Here is a 17940-nt window from a genome sequence, read left to right as displayed (position 1 = left end):
TTACTCCGCAAGCCATTTCGCTGCGTCTTTGGCATGATACGTAATAATCAGGTCAGCACCTGCACGCTTCATGCTTGTCAAAATTTCTAACACAATTTCCTTTTCTTTGATCCAGCCGTTCTGCGCTGCAGCCTTTACCATTGAATACTCTCCGCTTACATTATAAGCGACGAGCGGCAAAGTAAACTCATTTTTTACGTCACGCATGATATCCATATATGAAAGTGAAGGTTTGACAATCAAAAAGTCCGCGCCTTCCTCGACATCTGATTGTGCTTCGCGGAGTGCTTCCATACGGTTGGCAGGGTCCATCTGATATGTTTTGCGGTCTCCGAATTGCGGCGTGCTGTTTGCTGCATCACGGAACGGACCGTAAAACTCACTTGAATATTTCACAGCGTAAGACATGATTGGAATATTGACGAACCCTTCTTTATCAAGCGCTTTTCTGATCACTGTAACAAATCCGTCCATCATGTTTGAAGGCGCAATGATATCCGCACCTGCTTTCGCTTGGCTGACAGCTGTCTGCGCCAAAAGCTCCAGCGATTCATCATTGAGGATGACGCCGTCTTTGACAAGTCCGCAATGGCCGTGGTCTGTATATTCGCATAAGCACGTATCAGCGACAACAACCATCTCAGGGAAGTGTGTTTTAATTTCTGTGATGGCTTTTTGAACGATGCCGTGATCATGATACGCTTGCGTTCCGCAATCATCTTTTTCTTCCGGGATGCCGAACACGATGACAGATTGAATGCCCAGTTTAACCAGCTCTGCCACTTCATCCTTCAGTAGATCTAATGATACATGGTAAACATCAGGCATTGACGGAACAGCTTTTTTGCCTTCCAGCCCTTCAACGATAAAAATTGGATAAATAAAATCCGATGGGTGCAAACGTGTTTCCTTTACCATCTCTCTCATTGCTTTTGATGACCGCAGGCGGCGGTGTCTGTTAAATGATTGACTCATATTCTCTCTTCCTCTCTTGACATGCTGCACATTAACTCAAGCATGCCATCTATTGTAAATGTATCAGGCGTATGCGATGTGATGCCATACGTCAGCAGAGCGTCCCTTGTTAAAGGTCCGATGCTGATACAGACCGATCTGTTCGCCTGCCACTTTTTCAATTCTTCCCCCAAGACATGCATAAACGTATGTACGGTTGATGAACTCGTAAATGTCACATAGTCAAATGAATATTGGCCCGCAACCTTTTTCAGTGCCTCGATGCCATCTTCATCCGGAATCGTTTCGTAGACAACCCATTCTTTCACTTTAAATCCGAGCGGGACAAGCTCCTGTTTTATCACATCACGTGACAAATTGCCTTTCACCACTGTAATCCGTTCCGCCAGTTCAGCATGCTGCTTAAGGGCCTCCGCCAACTGTTCAGCGATATAGTCCTTAGGCATCACATCAACCGATACGTTATGCGTTTCCAAACGGCGAGCCGTTTTTTCACCGACAGCTGCAATTTTTTTATGCGCTGGAAGAATTAGCTGATTTTCCTTTAGATAAGAAAAAAAGAAGTCTGCTCCGTTCACACTTGTAAAAACAAGCCAGCCGGGGGCGGCAAGATCCTCTTTCACCTGTTTTGCAAGATTATTCGGCAAAGCGCGGCGAAACGTAATCAAAGAGGTCAAAACCGCTTTTCCGCCAAGTGCCTCCACTTTTTGCTGAAACGATTTTGCCTGCGCCTTATTCCGGGTGACAAGCACTGTTTTTTCTTTCAGCGGAAAATCATTTTCCATCCTCATCAAGCTCCCGTTTTACACGATCAATTAATTCTTTGGCTCCTTTGTCAGTCATAAGAGCGGCACAGCGCTTTCCGACTTCCTCCGGATCGTTTCCGGTGACGGTTTCTTTAAAAATGATTTTGCCGTCAGGAGAAGCGACAAGCCCAGTCAATTCAATTTCATCCTGCTCGTTTAACACTGAGTAGCCTGCGATCGGAACCTGGCATCCGCCCTCCATCGCGTTTAAATAAGCACGTTCCGTCAACACAGTCCGTTTTGTATACTCATCCGTAAACTGAGAAAACAACGCCAATAGCTCTTCATCCGATTCTCTGCACTCAATCGCCAGTGCTCCCTGGCCCACAGCAGGCAAACAGCGCTCAGGCTCTAGGAATTCGGTTACGATATCTTGCTTCCAGCCCATTCTGGAAAGGCCGGCAGCGGCTAAAATAATCGCGTCATAATCCTCAGTTTCCAGCTTTTGAAGTCTCGTGTCTATATTACCTCTAATCCATTTAATTGTAATGTCAGGGCGCTCAATTAAAAGCTGCGCACTTCTTCTTAAACTGCTTGTGCCGATGACAGCGCCTTCCTTCATTTCTGAAAGCTTTACGCGATTCTTTGAAATAAGGGCATCACGTGGGTCTTCCCGTTCAGGAATACAGCCGATCACAAGGCCTTCAGGCAAAACAGCAGGCATGTCCTTCATGCTGTGCACCGCCATATCAATGTCTTCATTCAAAAGCGCTTGTTCAATCTCTTTGACAAACAGGCCTTTTCCTCCCACTTTTGAGAGCGTAACATCGACGATCCGGTCACCCTTTGTCACGATTTCTTTGATTTCAAAGGCAAATGAAGGATTGATTTCCTTCAGTTTTTGAATAACCCATTTTGTTTGAGTCATAGCGAGTTTGCTCCGTCTGGAACCTACTTTTATTGTTCTCATCGTTTTCTTTCCTCCCGAATCTGCTTGGGACATCATTTAACTGAACCAATGGAATTGCGACAGGCTTCCAAGCAGGAAATAATTGATCATCAGCACGAGAAAACAAGCCGTATTCCACAATGCTGCGACCTTTCCTTGCAGCTCTTTAATCAGCCTGATATAAAGATAATAGCTGTACAGCAGCAGGACGACAAACGAACCAAGCACTTTGGCGTCGAACCAATACAGCGTTTCTAATGATACATACGCCCAAATAACGCCGAGAATCAAACTCAGCAACAGCATCGGGACTCCGATGACATTCAGAACATATGCCATATAATCAAGCTTAGACAAATCTTCTATTCTCAACAGCCATTTTCCCCACTTTTTCTTTTTCAGCAAATGATATTGAAACATATACAGGACAGAAAAAACGAAAGAAAGGGAAAAAGCGCCGTATGAAAGAATCGCCATTGTAATATGAATCACCAAAAGCTCGGATACAAGCTGCCCGGAAAAAGCGGCAGACTGCTGCTCTGTCGGTGAAAATGTATGAATGGCGATCATAGAAAACCCTATTACATTTGTAAAAAACACAATAAAGTCAACTCGTAAAAGCTTTGTCAACACAAGTGACAGCGTGACAAGCACCCAGGCATAAAAATAAAGCGCCTCCGTCACATTTAATACCGGAAACCGCCCCGTCACCCACATAAAATAGGCCAAATACACGGTTTGCAGAGTCCAGACAATAGAAAGCAACCAGAAGGCCATTTTTCCAGCCTTCCGGTTGTGTTGAAGAAAATCTATAAAATAAAAGAGTACACTTAATGCATAAATGACGATTGTTCCCTCATTAAGTCTTGCCATTGCAGTATCAATCATTCAGCATTCACTCACTTACAAGTGGGGCAAAGCCCGCTTTTGATTCAGCCTTCTTAAAAGAATGGACCTTTTGGCTGCTTTCAACAGTTTTCATCATTTGACGGCCCGCAGCTTCTTCAATATCAAAAATCTGCATAAACAAGGCAAGCTTTTCATCAGAATCAGCATCTGCCGCAAGCTCTTTCACCTTTAAGATCGGATCACGCAGCATTTGGTTAATGATACTTTTGGTGTGTTTGTTCAACAGTTTTTTCTCTCTTGTGCTTAAGTGAGGCAGCTTCCGCTCGATGCTGTCCATTGTTTCTGACTGGATCGCAAGTGCCTTTTCACGCAATGCGGAAATAACCGGCACAACACCAAGTGTATTCAGCCATTGTTTGAACTCCACAATGGTTTCTTCAATTAACAGTTCAACTTTTTCAGCGGTTTCTCTCCGTTCTTTCATGTTCGCTTCTACAATGCCTTCGAGATCGTCGATATCATAAAGGAATACACCTTCAAGATCATTCAGCGCAGGATCAAGGTCTCTAGGCACGGCAATGTCCACCATAAACAGCGGACGTCCCTTGCGAAGCTTATTCGCGTTTTCCATCATCTCTTTGGACACAACAAAATCACTTGCACCGGTTGAACTGATTAGGATATCGGCCTCCGCAAGCGCGCTTTCAAGCTGATTCAAGCTTCTCGCTTCACCAGAGAAACGGTCTGCAAGCTCCTTCGCTTTCAAGTATGTTCGGTTAATGACAGTGACCTTGCCGATTCCCTGTCCGTGCAGGTTTTCCGCAGCAAGCTCGCCCATTTTTCCCGCACCGAGAATCAATATGTGCTTGCTTGAAAGGTTTCCGAAGATTTTTTTAGCAAGTTCAACTGCTGCATAGCTTACTGATACTGCATTTGAGCCAATGTCTGTTTCAGCATGAGTCCGTTTGCCCACTGTAACGGCCTGCTTAAACAGCTCATTAAAAATAGTCCCGATCGTTTTTTCTTGCTGAGCTGTTTTAAAGCTGTCGCGTACCTGGCCGAGAATCTGCGTTTCACCAATCACCATAGAATCAAGTCCGCAGGCTACACGGAATAAATGCTCAACAGCCGCATCGCTTTCGTAAAATGTTAAAAACGGCGACAGTTCTTCTTTGCTTAATTGAAACCAATCAGCTAAAAATTTTTTTATATAATAACGGCCGGTATGGAGCTGGTCGACTACCGCATAAATTTCAGTGCGATTGCATGTGGAAACGATGATGTTTTCAAGAATGCTTTTCTCTTCCTTCAGCTGCACCATCGCTTCTGCCAGCTCATTCGGCTGAAAGCTTACTTTTTCACGTATCTCAATAGGGGCGGATTTATAATCTACTCCCACAACAAGTATATGCATCGCTTTAATTACACCCCCAACACCCAATCTTTTATTTATAATCATTCTAACATAGAACTCATTATTTATAATAATTATAACATAGTTTCTTTCACAAAATGTGAACAGATTTTAAAATTCTTATGCTATATTAGAAAAAGCTTCACGGAAAAGAAGCATTCCTATTGACAATACCAAAAACAGCAGAAATTTACTACACATCAGCTCTAAAAAACAAGAAGGTGATATGCATGAAACAAAAATCAATTTTATTCCCTTGTCTGCTGCTTGCCGCTTCTGTATATGCATGGCTTGAAAGCGGCCAAGCCGAACTGTTTTCAGGGCAGGGTCAATGGCCTGTTCTCCTCATGCTGTTAGGCGCAGCCTTTGTATATCAAGGAAAAAAAGAAGCCGTTACACCACACTTCTTTATCGGTTTGCTTCTTTTCGGGATCGGCTTGCACTTTTTCGCCAAGCCGAAATGGCCATGGTGGCCGGATGATTTTGAAATGCTCGTATTTATCATCGGCTTCTCGCTCTTGGTGTCAACCGTTCAGAAAAAAGAATATGTATATGAAGCTGTATCAATGATTTGTTTTTCCCTGTTTTTGTACTTTTTCAAACAAATTATGGCATGGCTAGAATCTGCTCATATTCCGACAGCGCTTCTGAAAGAGTATTGGCCGTTTGTCTTTATTGGAATCAGTTTATTGTTATTATTGATAAAACGGAAAAAATCTATACGATAAATAAAACCGGCAGAGAGTTTTCTCTACCGGTTTATCATTTTTTTGATCGCTCCCCAAGCTTCGTCTTTCCCCTTTTTCGTTTCTGAGGAGAAGAGAATCAGCTCGTCTTCCGGATCAATATTTAGTGTCTGTCGGACAACCTTCGCGTGTTTGTCCCATTTTCCTTTCGGGATCTTATCTGCCTTTGTAGCGATAATAATAACAGGAATGCCGTAATACTTTAAGAATTCATACATCTGCACATCATCATTAGACGGCGCATGCCGCAAATCAACGATCTGCACTACTGCTTTCAATTCCTCGCGTGTCGTGATGTAGGTTTCAATCATTCTGCCCCAAGCTTCACGCTCGGATTTTGACACTTTGGCAAAACCGTAACCCGGTACATCCACAAAATGCAGCTCATCATTGATAATGTAGAAATTGAGCGTTTGTGTTTTTCCCGGTTTAGATGATGTTCTCGCAAGATTTTTGCGATTGATTAATGAATTGATAAAAGACGATTTTCCCACGTTCGATCTTCCGGCCAGTGCAATTTCCGGAAGCCCGCCCTCAGGGTACTGTTCCGGCTTAACTGCACTGATCACGATTTCTGACTTTGTGACTTTCATTTCTTCTCTCCTACTAAGGCATGTTCCAAAACTTCGTCTAAGTGGGACGCCAATATAAATGTGAGCCCCTCTCTGACGCTTTCAGGAATATCCTCTATATCTTTTTCATTCTCTTTAGGCGCAATAATGGTCGTTAATCCCGCTCTATGTGCGCCAAGCGCTTTTTCCTTCAATCCGCCGATCGGCAGCACGCGCCCGCGAAGCGTAATTTCCCCAGTCATGCCGACTTCACGCGAAACGGCACGTCCCGTTAAAGCAGAAACAAGCGCTGTCGCCATCGTAATACCGGCTGACGGACCATCTTTAGGCACCGCACCCTCAGGTACATGTATATGAATATCATACTTCTCATGAAAGTCAGGTTCAATGCCAAGTTCTTCTGTTTTTGAACGCACATAGCTGAATGCAGCCTGAGCTGACTCTCTCATGACATCTCCAAGCTTTCCTGTCAGGATCAATTTCCCTTTCCCTGGAGATAGAGATACTTCAATCGACAGCGTATCTCCGCCGACGGTTGTATAGGCAAGCCCTGTAACTACACCAACCTGATCTTCTGTTTCAGCTTGTCCGTACCTGAAAATGCGTTTTCCGATAAAGTCCTGAAGATTCTTCTCAGTGACCGTAATCCGTTTTCGCTCTTCAGCAACAATGGCTTTTGCAGCCTTACGGCAAATCGTGGCAAGCTGGCGTTCAAGGCTTCTCACACCCGCTTCTCTCGTATAGTAGCGGATAATATCAAGAATCGCCTGGTCACGCAGCTGCAGGTTGCTTTTCTTCAGCCCGTGTTCCTTGATCTGCTTTGGAAGCAGGTGGTCTTTCACGATTTCGAGTTTTTCTACTTCTGTGTAGCCCGCAATATTAATAATCTCCATTCTGTCTCTTAGCGGACCCGGGATCGTGGCCAAATTGTTTGCCGTTGCAATAAACAGCACTTTTGATAAATCAAAGGTTTCTTCAATATAGTGATCACTGAAGGTGCTGTTTTGCTCTGGATCAAGCACTTCAAGCATAGCAGATGACGGGTCGCCTCTGAAATCAGATGACATTTTGTCAATTTCATCTAATAAAAAGACAGGATTTAGCTTGCCGGCTTTTTTCATCCCTTGAATAATGCGTCCAGGCATTGCTCCAACATAGGTCCGTCTGTGTCCGCGGATCTCTGATTCGTCACGCACTCCGCCGAGTGAGATTCTGACGAATTCCCGTCCCATACTTTTTGCAATTGATTTGGCTAAAGACGTTTTTCCGACACCTGGAGGTCCTGCCAAGCAGAGAATCGGGCCTTTCAGGGATTTTGTCAGCTGCTGGACAGCCAAATATTCTAAGATACGTTCTTTCACTTTCTCAAGTCCGTGATGCTCTTCATCTAAGAGACGTCCTGCCTCTTTCAAATCAAGCTTATCATCTGTCTCATCCGTCCACGGAAGAGCGATCAGCCAGTCAATATAGTTGCGTATCACAGAGCTTTCCGCAGAACTTGACGGAATTTTTTCGTATCTGTTCAATTCCTTAAGTGCGGTTTCCTTCACATGGTCAGGCATGCCTGCTTCTTCAATTTTTTCCGTCAGCGTCTGAACTTCGCCTGTTTTACCTTCTTTATCGCCAAGCTCTTTTTGAATCGCCTTCATTTGTTCACGTAAGTAGTATTCCTTCTGCGTACGCTCCATCGAACGTTTGACGCGCTGGCCGATTTTTTTCTCGATCTCCAGCACTTCTTTTTCATTATTGATAAAATCAATGACCTTGTTCAGTCTGTCTTTGACGTCAGCCGTTTCTAAAATATCCTGCTTATCCTTTAGCTTAAGGGGCAGGTGAGAAGCAACGATGTCTGCCATTCTCCCTGGCTCTTCGATATCAGTAACCGCGGCGTAAGTTTCAGCCGAGATTTTTTTGGAAATTTTTATGTACTGATCAAAGTGGTCTAACAAAGTCCGCATCAATGCTTCGTCTTCTGTATCTTTTGAATCATCTTCATGAATCAGCTGAATGTCGACCGACGTGTAATCCTCATGCTCATTGTATTTGACGATTTGGGCACGCTTGAGGCCCTCAACCAACACACGAATCGTACCGTTCGGAAGCTTCAGCATTTGCTTAATTTTTGTATAGGTGCCGACAGTAAAAATCTCATCTTCACCTGGTTCGTCTATCGAAATATCCTGCTGAGTGGCTAAAAATATCATATGGTCATGCATCATTGCCTGTTCAAGGGCCTGAACCGACTTGTCACGTCCTACATCTAAATGCAAAACCATCGTCGGGTACACCAATAAACCTCTTAAAGGGAGGAGCGGGATGCTGCGTTTTAATTCTTCTGCCATGTGACTGACACCTCCGTGACTTTAGTATGAACCATTATAATACAACTTTTTCATCCTTGTACAATAAACGGCATGGTTCCATTTTCTATAAAACAGTCTCCTCGTAGTATACCCTTTCTTTCTGATATGAAAAAGGAAAAGATGTCCTTCATGAAAAAAACCCTATTATAAAAATAGGGTTTAAACGGATTCTTTATTGATTTCAATATGAAACGGTTTTTGTTCTGTTGGCGGATTCACTAAAATTTCATCAAGTACTTCCTGGAACGTCTTCACTGCAATAATTGTGATTCCGTCAATTTGCTTTAAGATCGACTGCTGATTTTCATGTGGGATAATCACTTTTTTCGCACCGGACTGCTTGGCAGCTTTTATTTTCGGAATGACGCCTCCAATAGGCTTCACAAGACCATTCAGGCTGATTTCGCCCGTCATGGCAACGGTATTGTCAATTGGGATTTTGTGAATCGCCGAGAAAATTCCCGCTGCCATCGCGATGCCTGCCGACGGTCCGTCAATCGGAATCCCTCCTGGGAAATTGATGTGAATATCATAATCAGACGGGTTCATTCCCATTGTCCGGAGCACGGTTAACACGTTTTCAACCGAACCCTTCGCCATGCTTTTTCGCCGGATTGATTTTGATTGGCTGCCGATGCTTTCTTCTTCAGCTATTCCTGTGATATTAATTGATCCTTTATCCTGAGCCGCGGTTACGCTCACTTCGATTTCCAGAAGCGATCCGCTGTTAGGTCCATATACTGCAAGCCCATTTACAATGCCGACTTGCGGTTCGGCGCCGATTTTCTGCTCGTGCTTCGGAGTAAGCTGGCTGGAATGGATAACCCATTCAATATCTTCAATCGTAATGTCTTTCCGATTCTCCGTCACTGCCATCCCTGCGGCGATTTGAATCATGTTAACGGCTTCGCGCCCGTTCCGCGTATAGCTGGTCAGCAGGTCCAGACTCTCGTCAGAAATGTTTTTTTCAATTTTATCCGCTGCTGTTTTGGCAACTGTTTTCAGCTCATCCTTTTCAAGCTCGCGGAAAAACACCTCTAAACAGCGGGATCGGATAGCTGGCGGAATTTCGTTCGGCATTCTTGTCGTCGCGCCAATCAGGCGAAAATCTGCCGGCAGCCCATTTTGAAAAATATCGTGAATATGATTCGGGATTTGTGTGTTTTCCTCGCTGTAATACGCACTGTCTAAAAAGACTTTTCTGTCCTCAAGGACCTTCAGCATTTTATTCATTTGAATAGGATGCAGCTCCCCTATTTCATCAATAAACAGCACACCGCCGTGGGCATGGGTAACAGCTCCCTGCTTCGGCTGCGGAATCCCCGCCTGTCCCATTGCTCCGGCCCCTTGGTATATGGGGTCATGGACAGAGCCGATGAGCGGATCGGCAATACCTCTTTCATCAAAACGTGCTGTTGTCGCATCGAGTTCCACAAAAACAGCCTGCTCTTTAAACGGCGATTGTTTATGTTTTTTCGCTTCTTCTAATACAAGCCGTGCAGCAGCTGTTTTTCCGACACCCGGAGGTCCATAGACAATGACATGCTGAGGATTCGGCCCGCATAAAGCCGCCTTTAAAGCTTTAATGCCATCTTCCTGTCCGACGATATCTTGAAAGCTTTTGGGGCGGACCTTTTCAGATAATGGCTCGGACAAGCTGATAGCGCGCATTTTCCGAAGCTGCTCCATTTCCTTCTTTGATTCCTTATCTATCGTGACCTTTTGTGTCCTTTGATTTTTAAGCAAATTCCAAAAATACAAACCAATGATGATCCCAAAAAACAGCTGAATAAATAACGCGATCCCTGTCCAACTCATGATGGTCCCTCCTGAAAAACAATTTATGTATCCAATTCATTCCTCTGATTGCTAGTATCTCCCACAGAAGGCGGGAATAAACGTTTTTCCGGAAGAGATTGCATGACAAAAAAACCTCCTGAATGTCACCATTCAGGAGGTTCGTGCTTATCTTTATGCAGATGTTTTATCTTGGCTTACCTCAGTGCCGTCTTTTAATAAGAGGCGAGGCGGCTCTCCATGTGTCACAGTTGCCCCAGTAATCACACATTTTTCAATGTCATCACGAGAAGGCAGCTCAAACATCACATCAAGCATGATACCTTCAATGATAGAACGGAGTCCACGTGCTCCAGTCTTGCGTTCAATTGCTTTTTTAGCAATTTCAGAAAGCGCTTCTTCTTCAAACTCAAGCTCTACATTGTCAAGCTCAAGCATTTTCTTGAATTGCTTAACAAGAGCGTTTTTCGGTTTTGTTAAGATCGCAACCAACGCTTCTTCGTCGAGCTTTTCAAGACTTGCAATAACAGGAAGACGTCCGATAAATTCAGGAATTAACCCGAAGCGGAGCAAGTCTTCAGGAAGCACTTTTGAGAGAAGATCTTCTTTCTCAAGATCAGCAGCTTTATTGTCCCCACCGAATCCAATCACTTTTTGGCCTAAACGGCGTTTGATGATTTGTTCGATACCATCGAAAGCACCGCCGCAAATGAACAAAATATTTGTTGTGTCAATTTGAATGAATTCTTGATGAGGATGCTTACGTCCTCCTTGAGGCGGCACGCTTGCCACTGTACCCTCAAGAATTTTAAGCAATGCCTGCTGTACACCTTCACCTGACACGTCACGTGTAATAGACGGGTTTTCTGATTTTCTTGCTACTTTATCGATTTCATCGATATAGATAATGCCTTTTTCTGCTTTTTCCACATCATAATCAGCAGCTTGAATGAGCTTCAAGAGAATATTCTCTACATCTTCACCCACGTATCCAGCTTCAGTCAAAGACGTAGCGTCCGCAATCGCAAACGGCACATTTAAAATGCGAGCCAATGTTTGAGCCAGAAGGGTTTTACCGCTTCCTGTAGGGCCGATTAATGAAATATTACTTTTCGAAAGCTCAACATCATCAACCTTGCTGTTGGAATTAATGCGCTTATAGTGGTTATACACAGCAACAGCGAGTGATTTCTTCGCCTGATCCTGGCCGATGACATATTCATTCAGAATTTCGCGGATTTCCTGAGGCTTCGGTACGTCTTTAAATTCTACTTCTTCTTCTGTTCCGAGCTCTTCCTCTACAATTTCAGTGCAGAGTTCGATACATTCGTCACATATATATACACCAGGTCCAGCTACAAGCTTACGAACCTGATCTTGTGTTTTTCCACAGAACGAGCATTTTAATTGTCCTTTTTCCTCGTTAAATTTAAACATTCTTTCACCCCTTAATCTTGTCTCACTTTTTCTTTTACCGGCAGAGCAAAAGAAAATGATTCTTGAAACGAACGAGTATGTATTGCATTTTACCATACTTTCCAAAAAGACGGTAACAATGTGTTTCTGACTTGCACATTATATATGTATGACAAAAAACAGCCCTGCATTAATTATCTTGCCCCAAGAAAAAGAGATAAATCATAATTGTACAAAACAAGGCACGAATCATTCGCGCCCTGTTTTATTATTACTATTATTATGCACCATATTAACGGTTTTCTACAAGAAAATCAATTGCTTTGCGAACTTTTAAATCTTCTTTCATCGCGTCAGTAGAACCGATGGCTTGTTTAATATTTTCAACAGGCATGTTGTATGCTTCAGCCATTTTAGTAAGCTCAGCATCAACTTCCTCATCTGTTGCTTCAAGGTTTTCCGCTTTCGCGATCGCCTCAAGAGTCAGGTTAGATTTTACGCGTTTTTCAGCATCTTCTTTCATTTGCTCTTTTAACGCAGCTTCATCTTGGCCTGAGAATTGAGTGTAAAGCTCAAGGTTCATGCCTTGCATTTGCAGACGCTGTTCGAATTCTTTCAGCATGCGGTCAAGCTCAGTGTCAACCATTGCTTGAGGTACATCCATTTCAGCATTTTCAGAAGCTTTCAGTACAAGCTCTTCACGCAATTTAGCGTCAGCTTCGTTTTCTTTTGCTTCTTCTAAACGTTTCTTTGTTTTTTCAGTTAGTTCAGCGAGTGTTTCCACTTCTTCATCGATATCTTTTGCGAACTCATCGTCAAGCTCAGGAAGCTCTTTCGCTTTGATTTCGTGAATTTTCACTTTGAACACAGCCGGTTTGCCTGCAAGCTCTTCAGCGTGATACTCTTCAGGGAATGTCACTTCAACATCCTTCTCAGCACCTGCTTCAAGGCCAACTAACTGCTCTTCGAAGCCAGGGATGAATGAACCAGAACCTACTTCAAGAGAGTAGTTTTCAGCTTTTCCGCCTTCAAATGCTTCGCCGTCAACGAATCCTTCGAAATCAAGAACAACTGTGTTTCCTTCTTCAACAGCGCCTTCTTCTTTCACAACAAGCTCCGCTTGACGCTCTTGAAGCGCTTTGAGTTCGTTTTGAACATCTTCGTCAGTTACAGTTGCATCGTCTTTTTCAACGCCCAGGCCTTTGTAGTCGCCAAGCTTCACTTCAGGTTTTACTGTTACTTTCGCAGTGAAGATTAAGCTTTCGCCTTTTTCGATTTTTTCAACATCGATTTCAGGACGGTCTACAGGCTCGATTCCAGCTTCTTCAACCGCTTTAGGGTATTCTACAGGAAGAAGAATATCCAAAGCATCTTGGTAAAGAGCTTCTACGCCAAAGCGCTGTTCGAATAATCCGCGAGGAATTTTACCTTTACGGAATCCAGGAATTGAAACTTGTTTTACTACTTTTTTAAATGCATCATCAAGTGCTGTTTTAAACGTTTCAGCATCAACTTCAACCGTTAAAACGCCTTCGTTGCCTTCTTGTTTTTCCCATTTTACAGACATGTGTTTCCCTCCAAAAATCTATTCAGGTTGTGTCGGTCTTCCATTCTAAAGCAATCATTCGGCTTCGTCCAACAAAAACAAAGCTGCCAAAGATCAGAATCATTATGTATAGATGTTAATAATGAACTGCAAAGCCTGTCCAACCGTATTTCTTATAACCCGTTATACACAAATACAACCATTATATTATAACATAACACATAGCGCTTTCAACTATATGGCGCGATTTACAAATAAGAAATTTCTTCAATATCTTTTATCATTGTGCACGCTTCATCGAGTTCTCTGTCTGTAAACTCATACATCATATGAAGTTCTTCCCTTTCAATTTCAATTCCGTGCATCTCGTAACCGACTTTATGCAGGGCAGCCGCCCAAAGATCGGCCGACAGCAATTTCGGCTGGAACGGATATAAAACGTACAAATGTCTTCTCCACAGTTCTTCTACTGCCGCATATAATGTTGGATTTTCATTTCCAAGCGTCTCATCCAGCACCCGGAGAACACGGTGTAAAATCGGTGCGGCATCAGGCGGGACAATCTCAGACGGTTCAATTGTCAAAGACTCGCCAAATTTAGTAATGTGCACGGGTTTGCTGTACTCATGCTCGGCCAATAGCATAACAATCATCGTTTTAATAATCGGGTGAGCTGAGGGGTCTTGAAGGATTGTTTTGAGCAGGCCTGTATACTTCGCTATATTGCGGTCTTTTAAGGAATGAATTAAATTCATTTGCTCCTCAGGGCTTGCCAGCACTTTCTCAGTATCAATTGTATCCTCATATTCCTCGGCCCAAGCCTCGTCCTCACGTTCCGGATCGGTCATTTTCCGGCTGAAATCAAGCAGCTTATAAAATTGCTCGGCACTTTCTGCAGGCAGTTGATTTTCTTCCAAAACGGCTTCAATGGTGCTTTTGACTTCTTCGTATTTTTTGAGCTGAATTAAGATGGTCATGTACACCTGCAAAACCGTAAAATAATGGCCATAGCCTTCTTTTAGCATCTTCTCGCAGACGCTTTTTGCCTCTTCCAATTCTCCCAGCTCTAAAAAGCAGATAGCCATCCCTAAGTGAAGATCGGAGTCAGTATCATCATATTTCATCGCTTCCGAAAACAGCTCAAGTGCTTCTTGATACTTTTTTTCCTTTAGTGATGCCATCCCTTTTTCCACAAGACGGTCTTTCAGATGAGGAAAAGGAATAATTTTTGCGTTTTTCTTGTCATGCGTCATACCTATATTCCTTTCAGGCATTTATTTTGTTCAAGTGTATCAACACCTGTGAACAAACACAAGAAATGAAAGGTTTCACAAGGCAAAAAAAGCCGCCGGACAAATGCCGGCTGCTTTTTAGGCTTGAAGCCAAGAGCTTCTTTGTGATTCAAATTGCTTGATTTCATCTTCAAGCAAAAGCGTTAATGAAATTTCATCATAGCCGTTGATGAGCATCTCTTTCCAATGCGGATCAACTTCGAATGAAATTTGATTGCCTTCACTATCATGAATTAGCTGATTTTCAAGGTCAACAGCCATTTGCAATGACTGGTTTTCATACTGGCCGACAAGCTTTTTCCAATTGTCATATGGCATGCGGATCGGCAGCATACCGTTTTTAAAGCAGTTCTGGTGAAAAATATCAGCAAATGAAGGTGCAATGATAATTTTAAACCCATAATCATCAAGCGCCCACGGAGCGTGTTCACGCGATGACCCGCAGCCGAAATTTTCTCCTGCTATTAAAATGGAAGCGCCTTGATAAGCAGGCTGGTTTAATTCAAATTCAGGGTTCGGTTCACCTTTCTCATCATATCTCCAGTCAAAGAATGCAAAACGGCCGTAGCCTGTTCTTTCAATCCTCTTCAAAAATTGTTTAGGAATAATCTGGTCTGTGTCAACATTGATTCGATTTAATACGGCTGCTTTACCCGTATGTGTTTTCAAAGGTTCCATCTCGCGCACTCCTTACACAACTGTTTTTTCCTGATAAAACTTTCTGACATCAATGAAGTGTCCGTGAATGGCAGCCATCGCAGCCATTGCCGGGCTGACGAGATGTGTTCTTGCACCTTTTCCTTGTCTGCCCTCGAAGTTGCGGTTAGAGGTTGACGCACAGCGCTCTCCCTCAGGAACAACATCATTATTCATGCTCAAACACATGCTGCAGCCTGACTCTCTCCATTCAAATCCAGCTTCCAAGAAAACCTGGTCAAGTCCTTCTTTTTCAGCCTGAAGCTTCACGCTTTGGGATCCGGGAACGACGATGGCTCTTACGCTATCAGCTACCTTCTTCCCTTTGATCATATCAGCAGCCTGGCGAAGGTCAGTCATGCGAGAATTTGTGCAGGAACCGATAAACACGTGCTCCACTTTAATGTCTTCAATTTTCTGATGAGGGGTCAGTCCCATATATTCATAAGCGCGAATCGCTTCTTTTTTGTCATCTTCTGCGGAAAAGCTTTCCGGCGCAGGAACTTCTGAATCGACAGGAAGAACCATTCCCGGGTTGATGCCCCATGTCACCATCGGAGAAATTTCGTTGCCGTCAAGGACGATAGATTTATCGTAAACAGCGCCCCGATCTGTGCGCAGCGCCTTCCATTCCTCTACGGCCTTGTCAAATTCTTCGCCTTTTGGCGTATACTTGCGGTTTTTGCAATATTCAAATGTCACCTCGTCAGGTGCAATCAAACCTGCTCTTGCCCCTGCTTCAATTGACATGTTACAAACGGTCATTCGTTCATCCATCGTCATATTTCTGAATACTTCCCCAGTGTATTCAATGACATAGCCAGTGCCGAATTTCACCCCGTATTTGCCGATGACAGCAAGAATGACATCCTTTGCCGTTACCCCTTTTTGAAGTGTTCCGTCTACGCGCACTTCAAGTGTTTTCGGACGTTGCTGCCAAAGTGTCTGTGTGGAAAGGACATGTTCAACTTCACTCGTCCCGATTCCGAATGCAAGAGCGCCGAATGCGCCATGGGTTGATGTATGGCTATCGCCGCATACAATCGTTTTCCCTGGAAGCGTTAAGCCCAGTTCAGGACCGACGACATGGACAATCCCTTGATCTACACTATGAAGATCAGCAAGGCGCACACCAAATTCTTCACAGTTTCGTTCAAGCGCGGTCACTTGGCGTTTCGCAACTTCATCCTTTATCTCAAAACGATTGACGGTCGGGATGTTGTGGTCCATTGTCGCAAACGTGTTCTGGGGTCTTCGGACCTTTCTTCCCTTTTGTCTCAACCCTTCAAATGCCTGAGGAGACGTGACCTCATGAATAAGATGCAAATCAATATAGAGAAGATCCGGTTTTCCCCCACCATGTTTTACAATATGCTGATCCCAAATCTTTTCGATGATTGTTCGAGGCATCATCTTTTATTTCCTCCCTCTACCTATGAACTAAGACCGCTTAACGTAAGCTGTCACATATTAGAAATTGTATTTTCACTCATGATCGCTGCCTTGACTTCCTCTGTGATGGCATGAGTGCTGCTAAACTCTTCGCCTCGCGCCAAGTCTCTTGTTCTTTTTCCGGAAGTTAAGACTTTGTTAACCGCATCTTCTACAGCTTTCGCTTCCTCTTCAAGGCCGAAAGATGTTCTCAAAAGCATTGCCGCTGACAATATGGCCGCAAACGGATTTGCCATCCCTTTACCGGCTATGTCAGGCGCGGAACCATGAACAGGCTCAAACAGATGAAGACCTGAACTTGATAGGCTGGCTGACGGGAGCATTCCAAGTGAGCCTGTAAGCATGGACGCTTCATCGCTTAAAATATCACCGAACATGTTTTCAGTCACCACGACATCAAATTGATTCGGTGCATAAATCAGCTGCATGGCCGCGTTATCCACAAGCATGTGCTCTAGCTTCACATCAGGAAAGTCTTTTGCAACGTCCTCAGCCACTTCACGCCACAGTCTGCTTGATTCAAGAACGTTCGCTTTATCAACGGAGGTTACCTTGCCTTTTCTGGCTGCCGCCATTTTAAAGCCCTCTCTGATCACGCGTTCAATTTCCGTCCGCTTATAAAACAGTGTGTCTACTGCTTCCTGCTCACCTTCAGTGTTTACATAGCGTTTGCTCGGCTGGCCGAAATATAAGCCGCCTGTCAGCTCACGGACGATAACGAAATCAACGTTATCTATATATTCTTTTTTCAAAGGTGATGCGTCAGATAGGCTTTCAAACACCTTCACAGGCCGCAAATTCGCAAACAAATCAAGCTGTTTTCTGATGCTGAGCAGACCTTTTTCCGGTCTCAACTCCGAAGGATTTTGATCCCATTTCGGTCCGCCGACAGCGCCAAGCAATATAGCGTCGGCATTTTTACAAGCGGCAACGGTTTCCTCCGGGAGGGGGTTGTTATGTTCATCAATCGCCGCCCCTCCAATCAGGCCATATTCAAATTCAAATTCATGATTAAAGCGTTCGGCAACACTTTTCAGTACGTCTGTCGCTGATTCTAATACTTCAGGGCCGATCCCGTCTCCGGGCAATAGAGCAATACGTTTCTTCAAGTTATCCGTTCTCCTTTC

The 17940-nt window shown here is 43.9% G+C and carries 15 protein-coding genes; 1 reads left to right on the top strand and 14 read right to left on the bottom strand.

From position 1 onward, the window contains the following. Genes hemB through hemA form a run of 5 tightly spaced genes read right to left on the bottom strand, consistent with a single transcriptional unit; the run spans position 1 to position 4933 of the window. Positions 1-975 (bottom strand): porphobilinogen synthase, encoded by a 975-nt coding sequence (gene hemB / locus AC0DBE_RS01220; RefSeq protein ID WP_472960782.1) that lies wholly within the window; start codon positions 973-975, stop codon positions 1-3. Continuing rightward, positions 972-1760, bottom strand: a complete 789-nt coding sequence (gene hemD / locus AC0DBE_RS01215; protein WP_326198680.1) for a uroporphyrinogen-III synthase — start codon at positions 1758-1760, stop codon at positions 972-974. Before hemD ends, hemB begins: the two co-directional genes overlap by 4 nt. Continuing rightward, positions 1750-2691: a hydroxymethylbilane synthase gene (gene hemC, locus AC0DBE_RS01210; protein ID WP_326198679.1), complete on the bottom strand. Its 942-nt coding sequence runs from the start codon at positions 2689-2691 to the stop codon at positions 1750-1752. The genes hemD and hemC overlap by 11 nt, the downstream gene beginning before the upstream one ends. Positions 2692-2727: 36 nt before the next feature. Beyond that, positions 2728-3558, bottom strand: a complete 831-nt coding sequence (locus tag AC0DBE_RS01205; RefSeq protein WP_003222575.1) for a cytochrome c biogenesis protein — start codon at positions 3556-3558, stop codon at positions 2728-2730. 7 nt (positions 3559-3565) lie between these two features. Then, positions 3566-4933, bottom strand: coding sequence for a glutamyl-tRNA reductase (gene hemA / locus AC0DBE_RS01200; RefSeq protein WP_472960778.1), 1368 nt, complete (start codon positions 4931-4933; stop codon positions 3566-3568). A 230-nt stretch (positions 4934-5163) separates the two neighbouring features. Here hemA and AC0DBE_RS01195 point away from each other — a divergent pair, with 230 nt between their 5' ends. Further along, positions 5164-5661: a hypothetical protein gene (locus tag AC0DBE_RS01195; RefSeq protein WP_014114672.1), complete on the top strand. Its 498-nt coding sequence runs from the start codon at positions 5164-5166 to the stop codon at positions 5659-5661. Between the two features lie 23 nt (positions 5662-5684). Here the strand turns inward: AC0DBE_RS01195 and yihA are convergent, their stop codons facing one another. The 9 genes from yihA to leuB all read right to left on the bottom strand — a co-directional run bounded on the left by yihA (position 5685) and on the right by leuB (position 17922). Beyond that, complete coding sequence (gene yihA / locus AC0DBE_RS01190; RefSeq protein WP_014114673.1) at positions 5685-6272, bottom strand: ribosome biogenesis GTP-binding protein YihA/YsxC; 588 nt, start codon at positions 6270-6272, stop codon at positions 5685-5687. Continuing rightward, on the bottom strand, positions 6269-8593 hold the full coding sequence (gene lon / locus AC0DBE_RS01185) for an endopeptidase La (protein ID WP_014114674.1): 2325 nt from the start codon (positions 8591-8593) through the stop codon (positions 6269-6271). Before lon ends, yihA begins: the two co-directional genes overlap by 4 nt. Before the next feature lie 180 nt (positions 8594-8773). After that, a complete protein-coding gene (gene lonB, locus AC0DBE_RS01180) occupies positions 8774-10432 on the bottom strand; it encodes an ATP-dependent protease LonB (RefSeq protein WP_087986755.1) in 1659 nt (552 codons plus the stop codon). A gap of 153 nt (positions 10433-10585) precedes the next feature. After that, positions 10586-11848 carry an ATP-dependent protease ATP-binding subunit ClpX gene (clpX, locus tag AC0DBE_RS01175; protein ID WP_003222561.1) on the bottom strand — a complete coding sequence of 421 codons (1263 nt, stop codon included), beginning with the start codon at positions 11846-11848 and terminating at the stop codon, positions 10586-10588. Positions 11849-12119: 271 nt separating this feature from the next. Beyond that, a complete protein-coding gene (tig, locus tag AC0DBE_RS01170) occupies positions 12120-13394 on the bottom strand; it encodes a trigger factor (RefSeq protein ID WP_088679383.1) in 1275 nt (424 codons plus the stop codon). Between the two features lie 227 nt (positions 13395-13621). Then, positions 13622-14626: a DNA damage checkpoint antagonist DdcA gene (gene ddcA, locus AC0DBE_RS01165; RefSeq protein WP_088679384.1), complete on the bottom strand. Its 1005-nt coding sequence runs from the start codon at positions 14624-14626 to the stop codon at positions 13622-13624. A gap of 117 nt (positions 14627-14743) precedes the next feature. After that, complete coding sequence (leuD, locus tag AC0DBE_RS01160; protein ID WP_472960776.1) at positions 14744-15343, bottom strand: 3-isopropylmalate dehydratase small subunit; 600 nt, start codon at positions 15341-15343, stop codon at positions 14744-14746. A gap of 12 nt (positions 15344-15355) precedes the next feature. Then, the gene (gene leuC / locus AC0DBE_RS01155; RefSeq protein WP_072566640.1) at positions 15356-16774 is read right to left on the bottom strand and encodes a 3-isopropylmalate dehydratase large subunit; all 1419 of its coding nucleotides are present in this window, start codon (positions 16772-16774) and stop codon (positions 15356-15358) included. 50 nt (positions 16775-16824) lie between these two features. Continuing rightward, positions 16825-17922, bottom strand: coding sequence for a 3-isopropylmalate dehydrogenase (gene leuB / locus AC0DBE_RS01150; protein ID WP_014114681.1), 1098 nt, complete (start codon positions 17920-17922; stop codon positions 16825-16827). Positions 17923-17940 lie beyond the last annotated feature (18 nt).

This window comes from Bacillus sp. VA15, from assembly GCF_055721145.1.
Note: the sequence above shows the minus strand (reverse complement) of the source record. Positions and strands in the feature narration are given on the sequence as shown.

Bases quoted from the DNA above. Each gene is read 5' to 3' on its own strand.
- hemB (WP_472960782.1), bottom strand. From the start codon at position 975: ATGAGTCAATCATTTAACAGACACCGCCGCCTGCGGTCATCAAAAGCA.
- hemD (WP_326198680.1), bottom strand. From the start codon at position 1,760: ATGGAAAATGATTTTCCGCTGAAAGAAAAAACAGTGCTTGTCACCCGG.
- hemC (WP_326198679.1), bottom strand. From the start codon at position 2,691: ATGAGAACAATAAAAGTAGGTTCCAGACGGAGCAAACTCGCTATGACT.
- AC0DBE_RS01205 (WP_003222575.1), bottom strand. From the start codon at position 3,558: ATGATTGATACTGCAATGGCAAGACTTAATGAGGGAACAATCGTCATT.
- hemA (WP_472960778.1), bottom strand. From the start codon at position 4,933: ATGCATATACTTGTTGTGGGAGTAGATTATAAATCCGCCCCTATTGAG.
- AC0DBE_RS01195 (WP_014114672.1), top strand. From the start codon at position 5,164: ATGAAACAAAAATCAATTTTATTCCCTTGTCTGCTGCTTGCCGCTTCT.
- yihA (WP_014114673.1), bottom strand. From the start codon at position 6,272: ATGAAAGTCACAAAGTCAGAAATCGTGATCAGTGCAGTTAAGCCGGAA.
- lon (WP_014114674.1), bottom strand. From the start codon at position 8,593: ATGGCAGAAGAATTAAAACGCAGCATCCCGCTCCTCCCTTTAAGAGGT.
- lonB (WP_087986755.1), bottom strand. From the start codon at position 10,432: ATGAGTTGGACAGGGATCGCGTTATTTATTCAGCTGTTTTTTGGGATC.
- clpX (WP_003222561.1), bottom strand. From the start codon at position 11,848: ATGTTTAAATTTAACGAGGAAAAAGGACAATTAAAATGCTCGTTCTGT.
- tig (WP_088679383.1), bottom strand. From the start codon at position 13,394: ATGTCTGTAAAATGGGAAAAACAAGAAGGCAACGAAGGCGTTTTAACG.
- ddcA (WP_088679384.1), bottom strand. From the start codon at position 14,626: ATGACGCATGACAAGAAAAACGCAAAAATTATTCCTTTTCCTCATCTG.
- leuD (WP_472960776.1), bottom strand. From the start codon at position 15,343: ATGGAACCTTTGAAAACACATACGGGTAAAGCAGCCGTATTAAATCGA.
- leuC (WP_072566640.1), bottom strand. From the start codon at position 16,774: ATGATGCCTCGAACAATCATCGAAAAGATTTGGGATCAGCATATTGTA.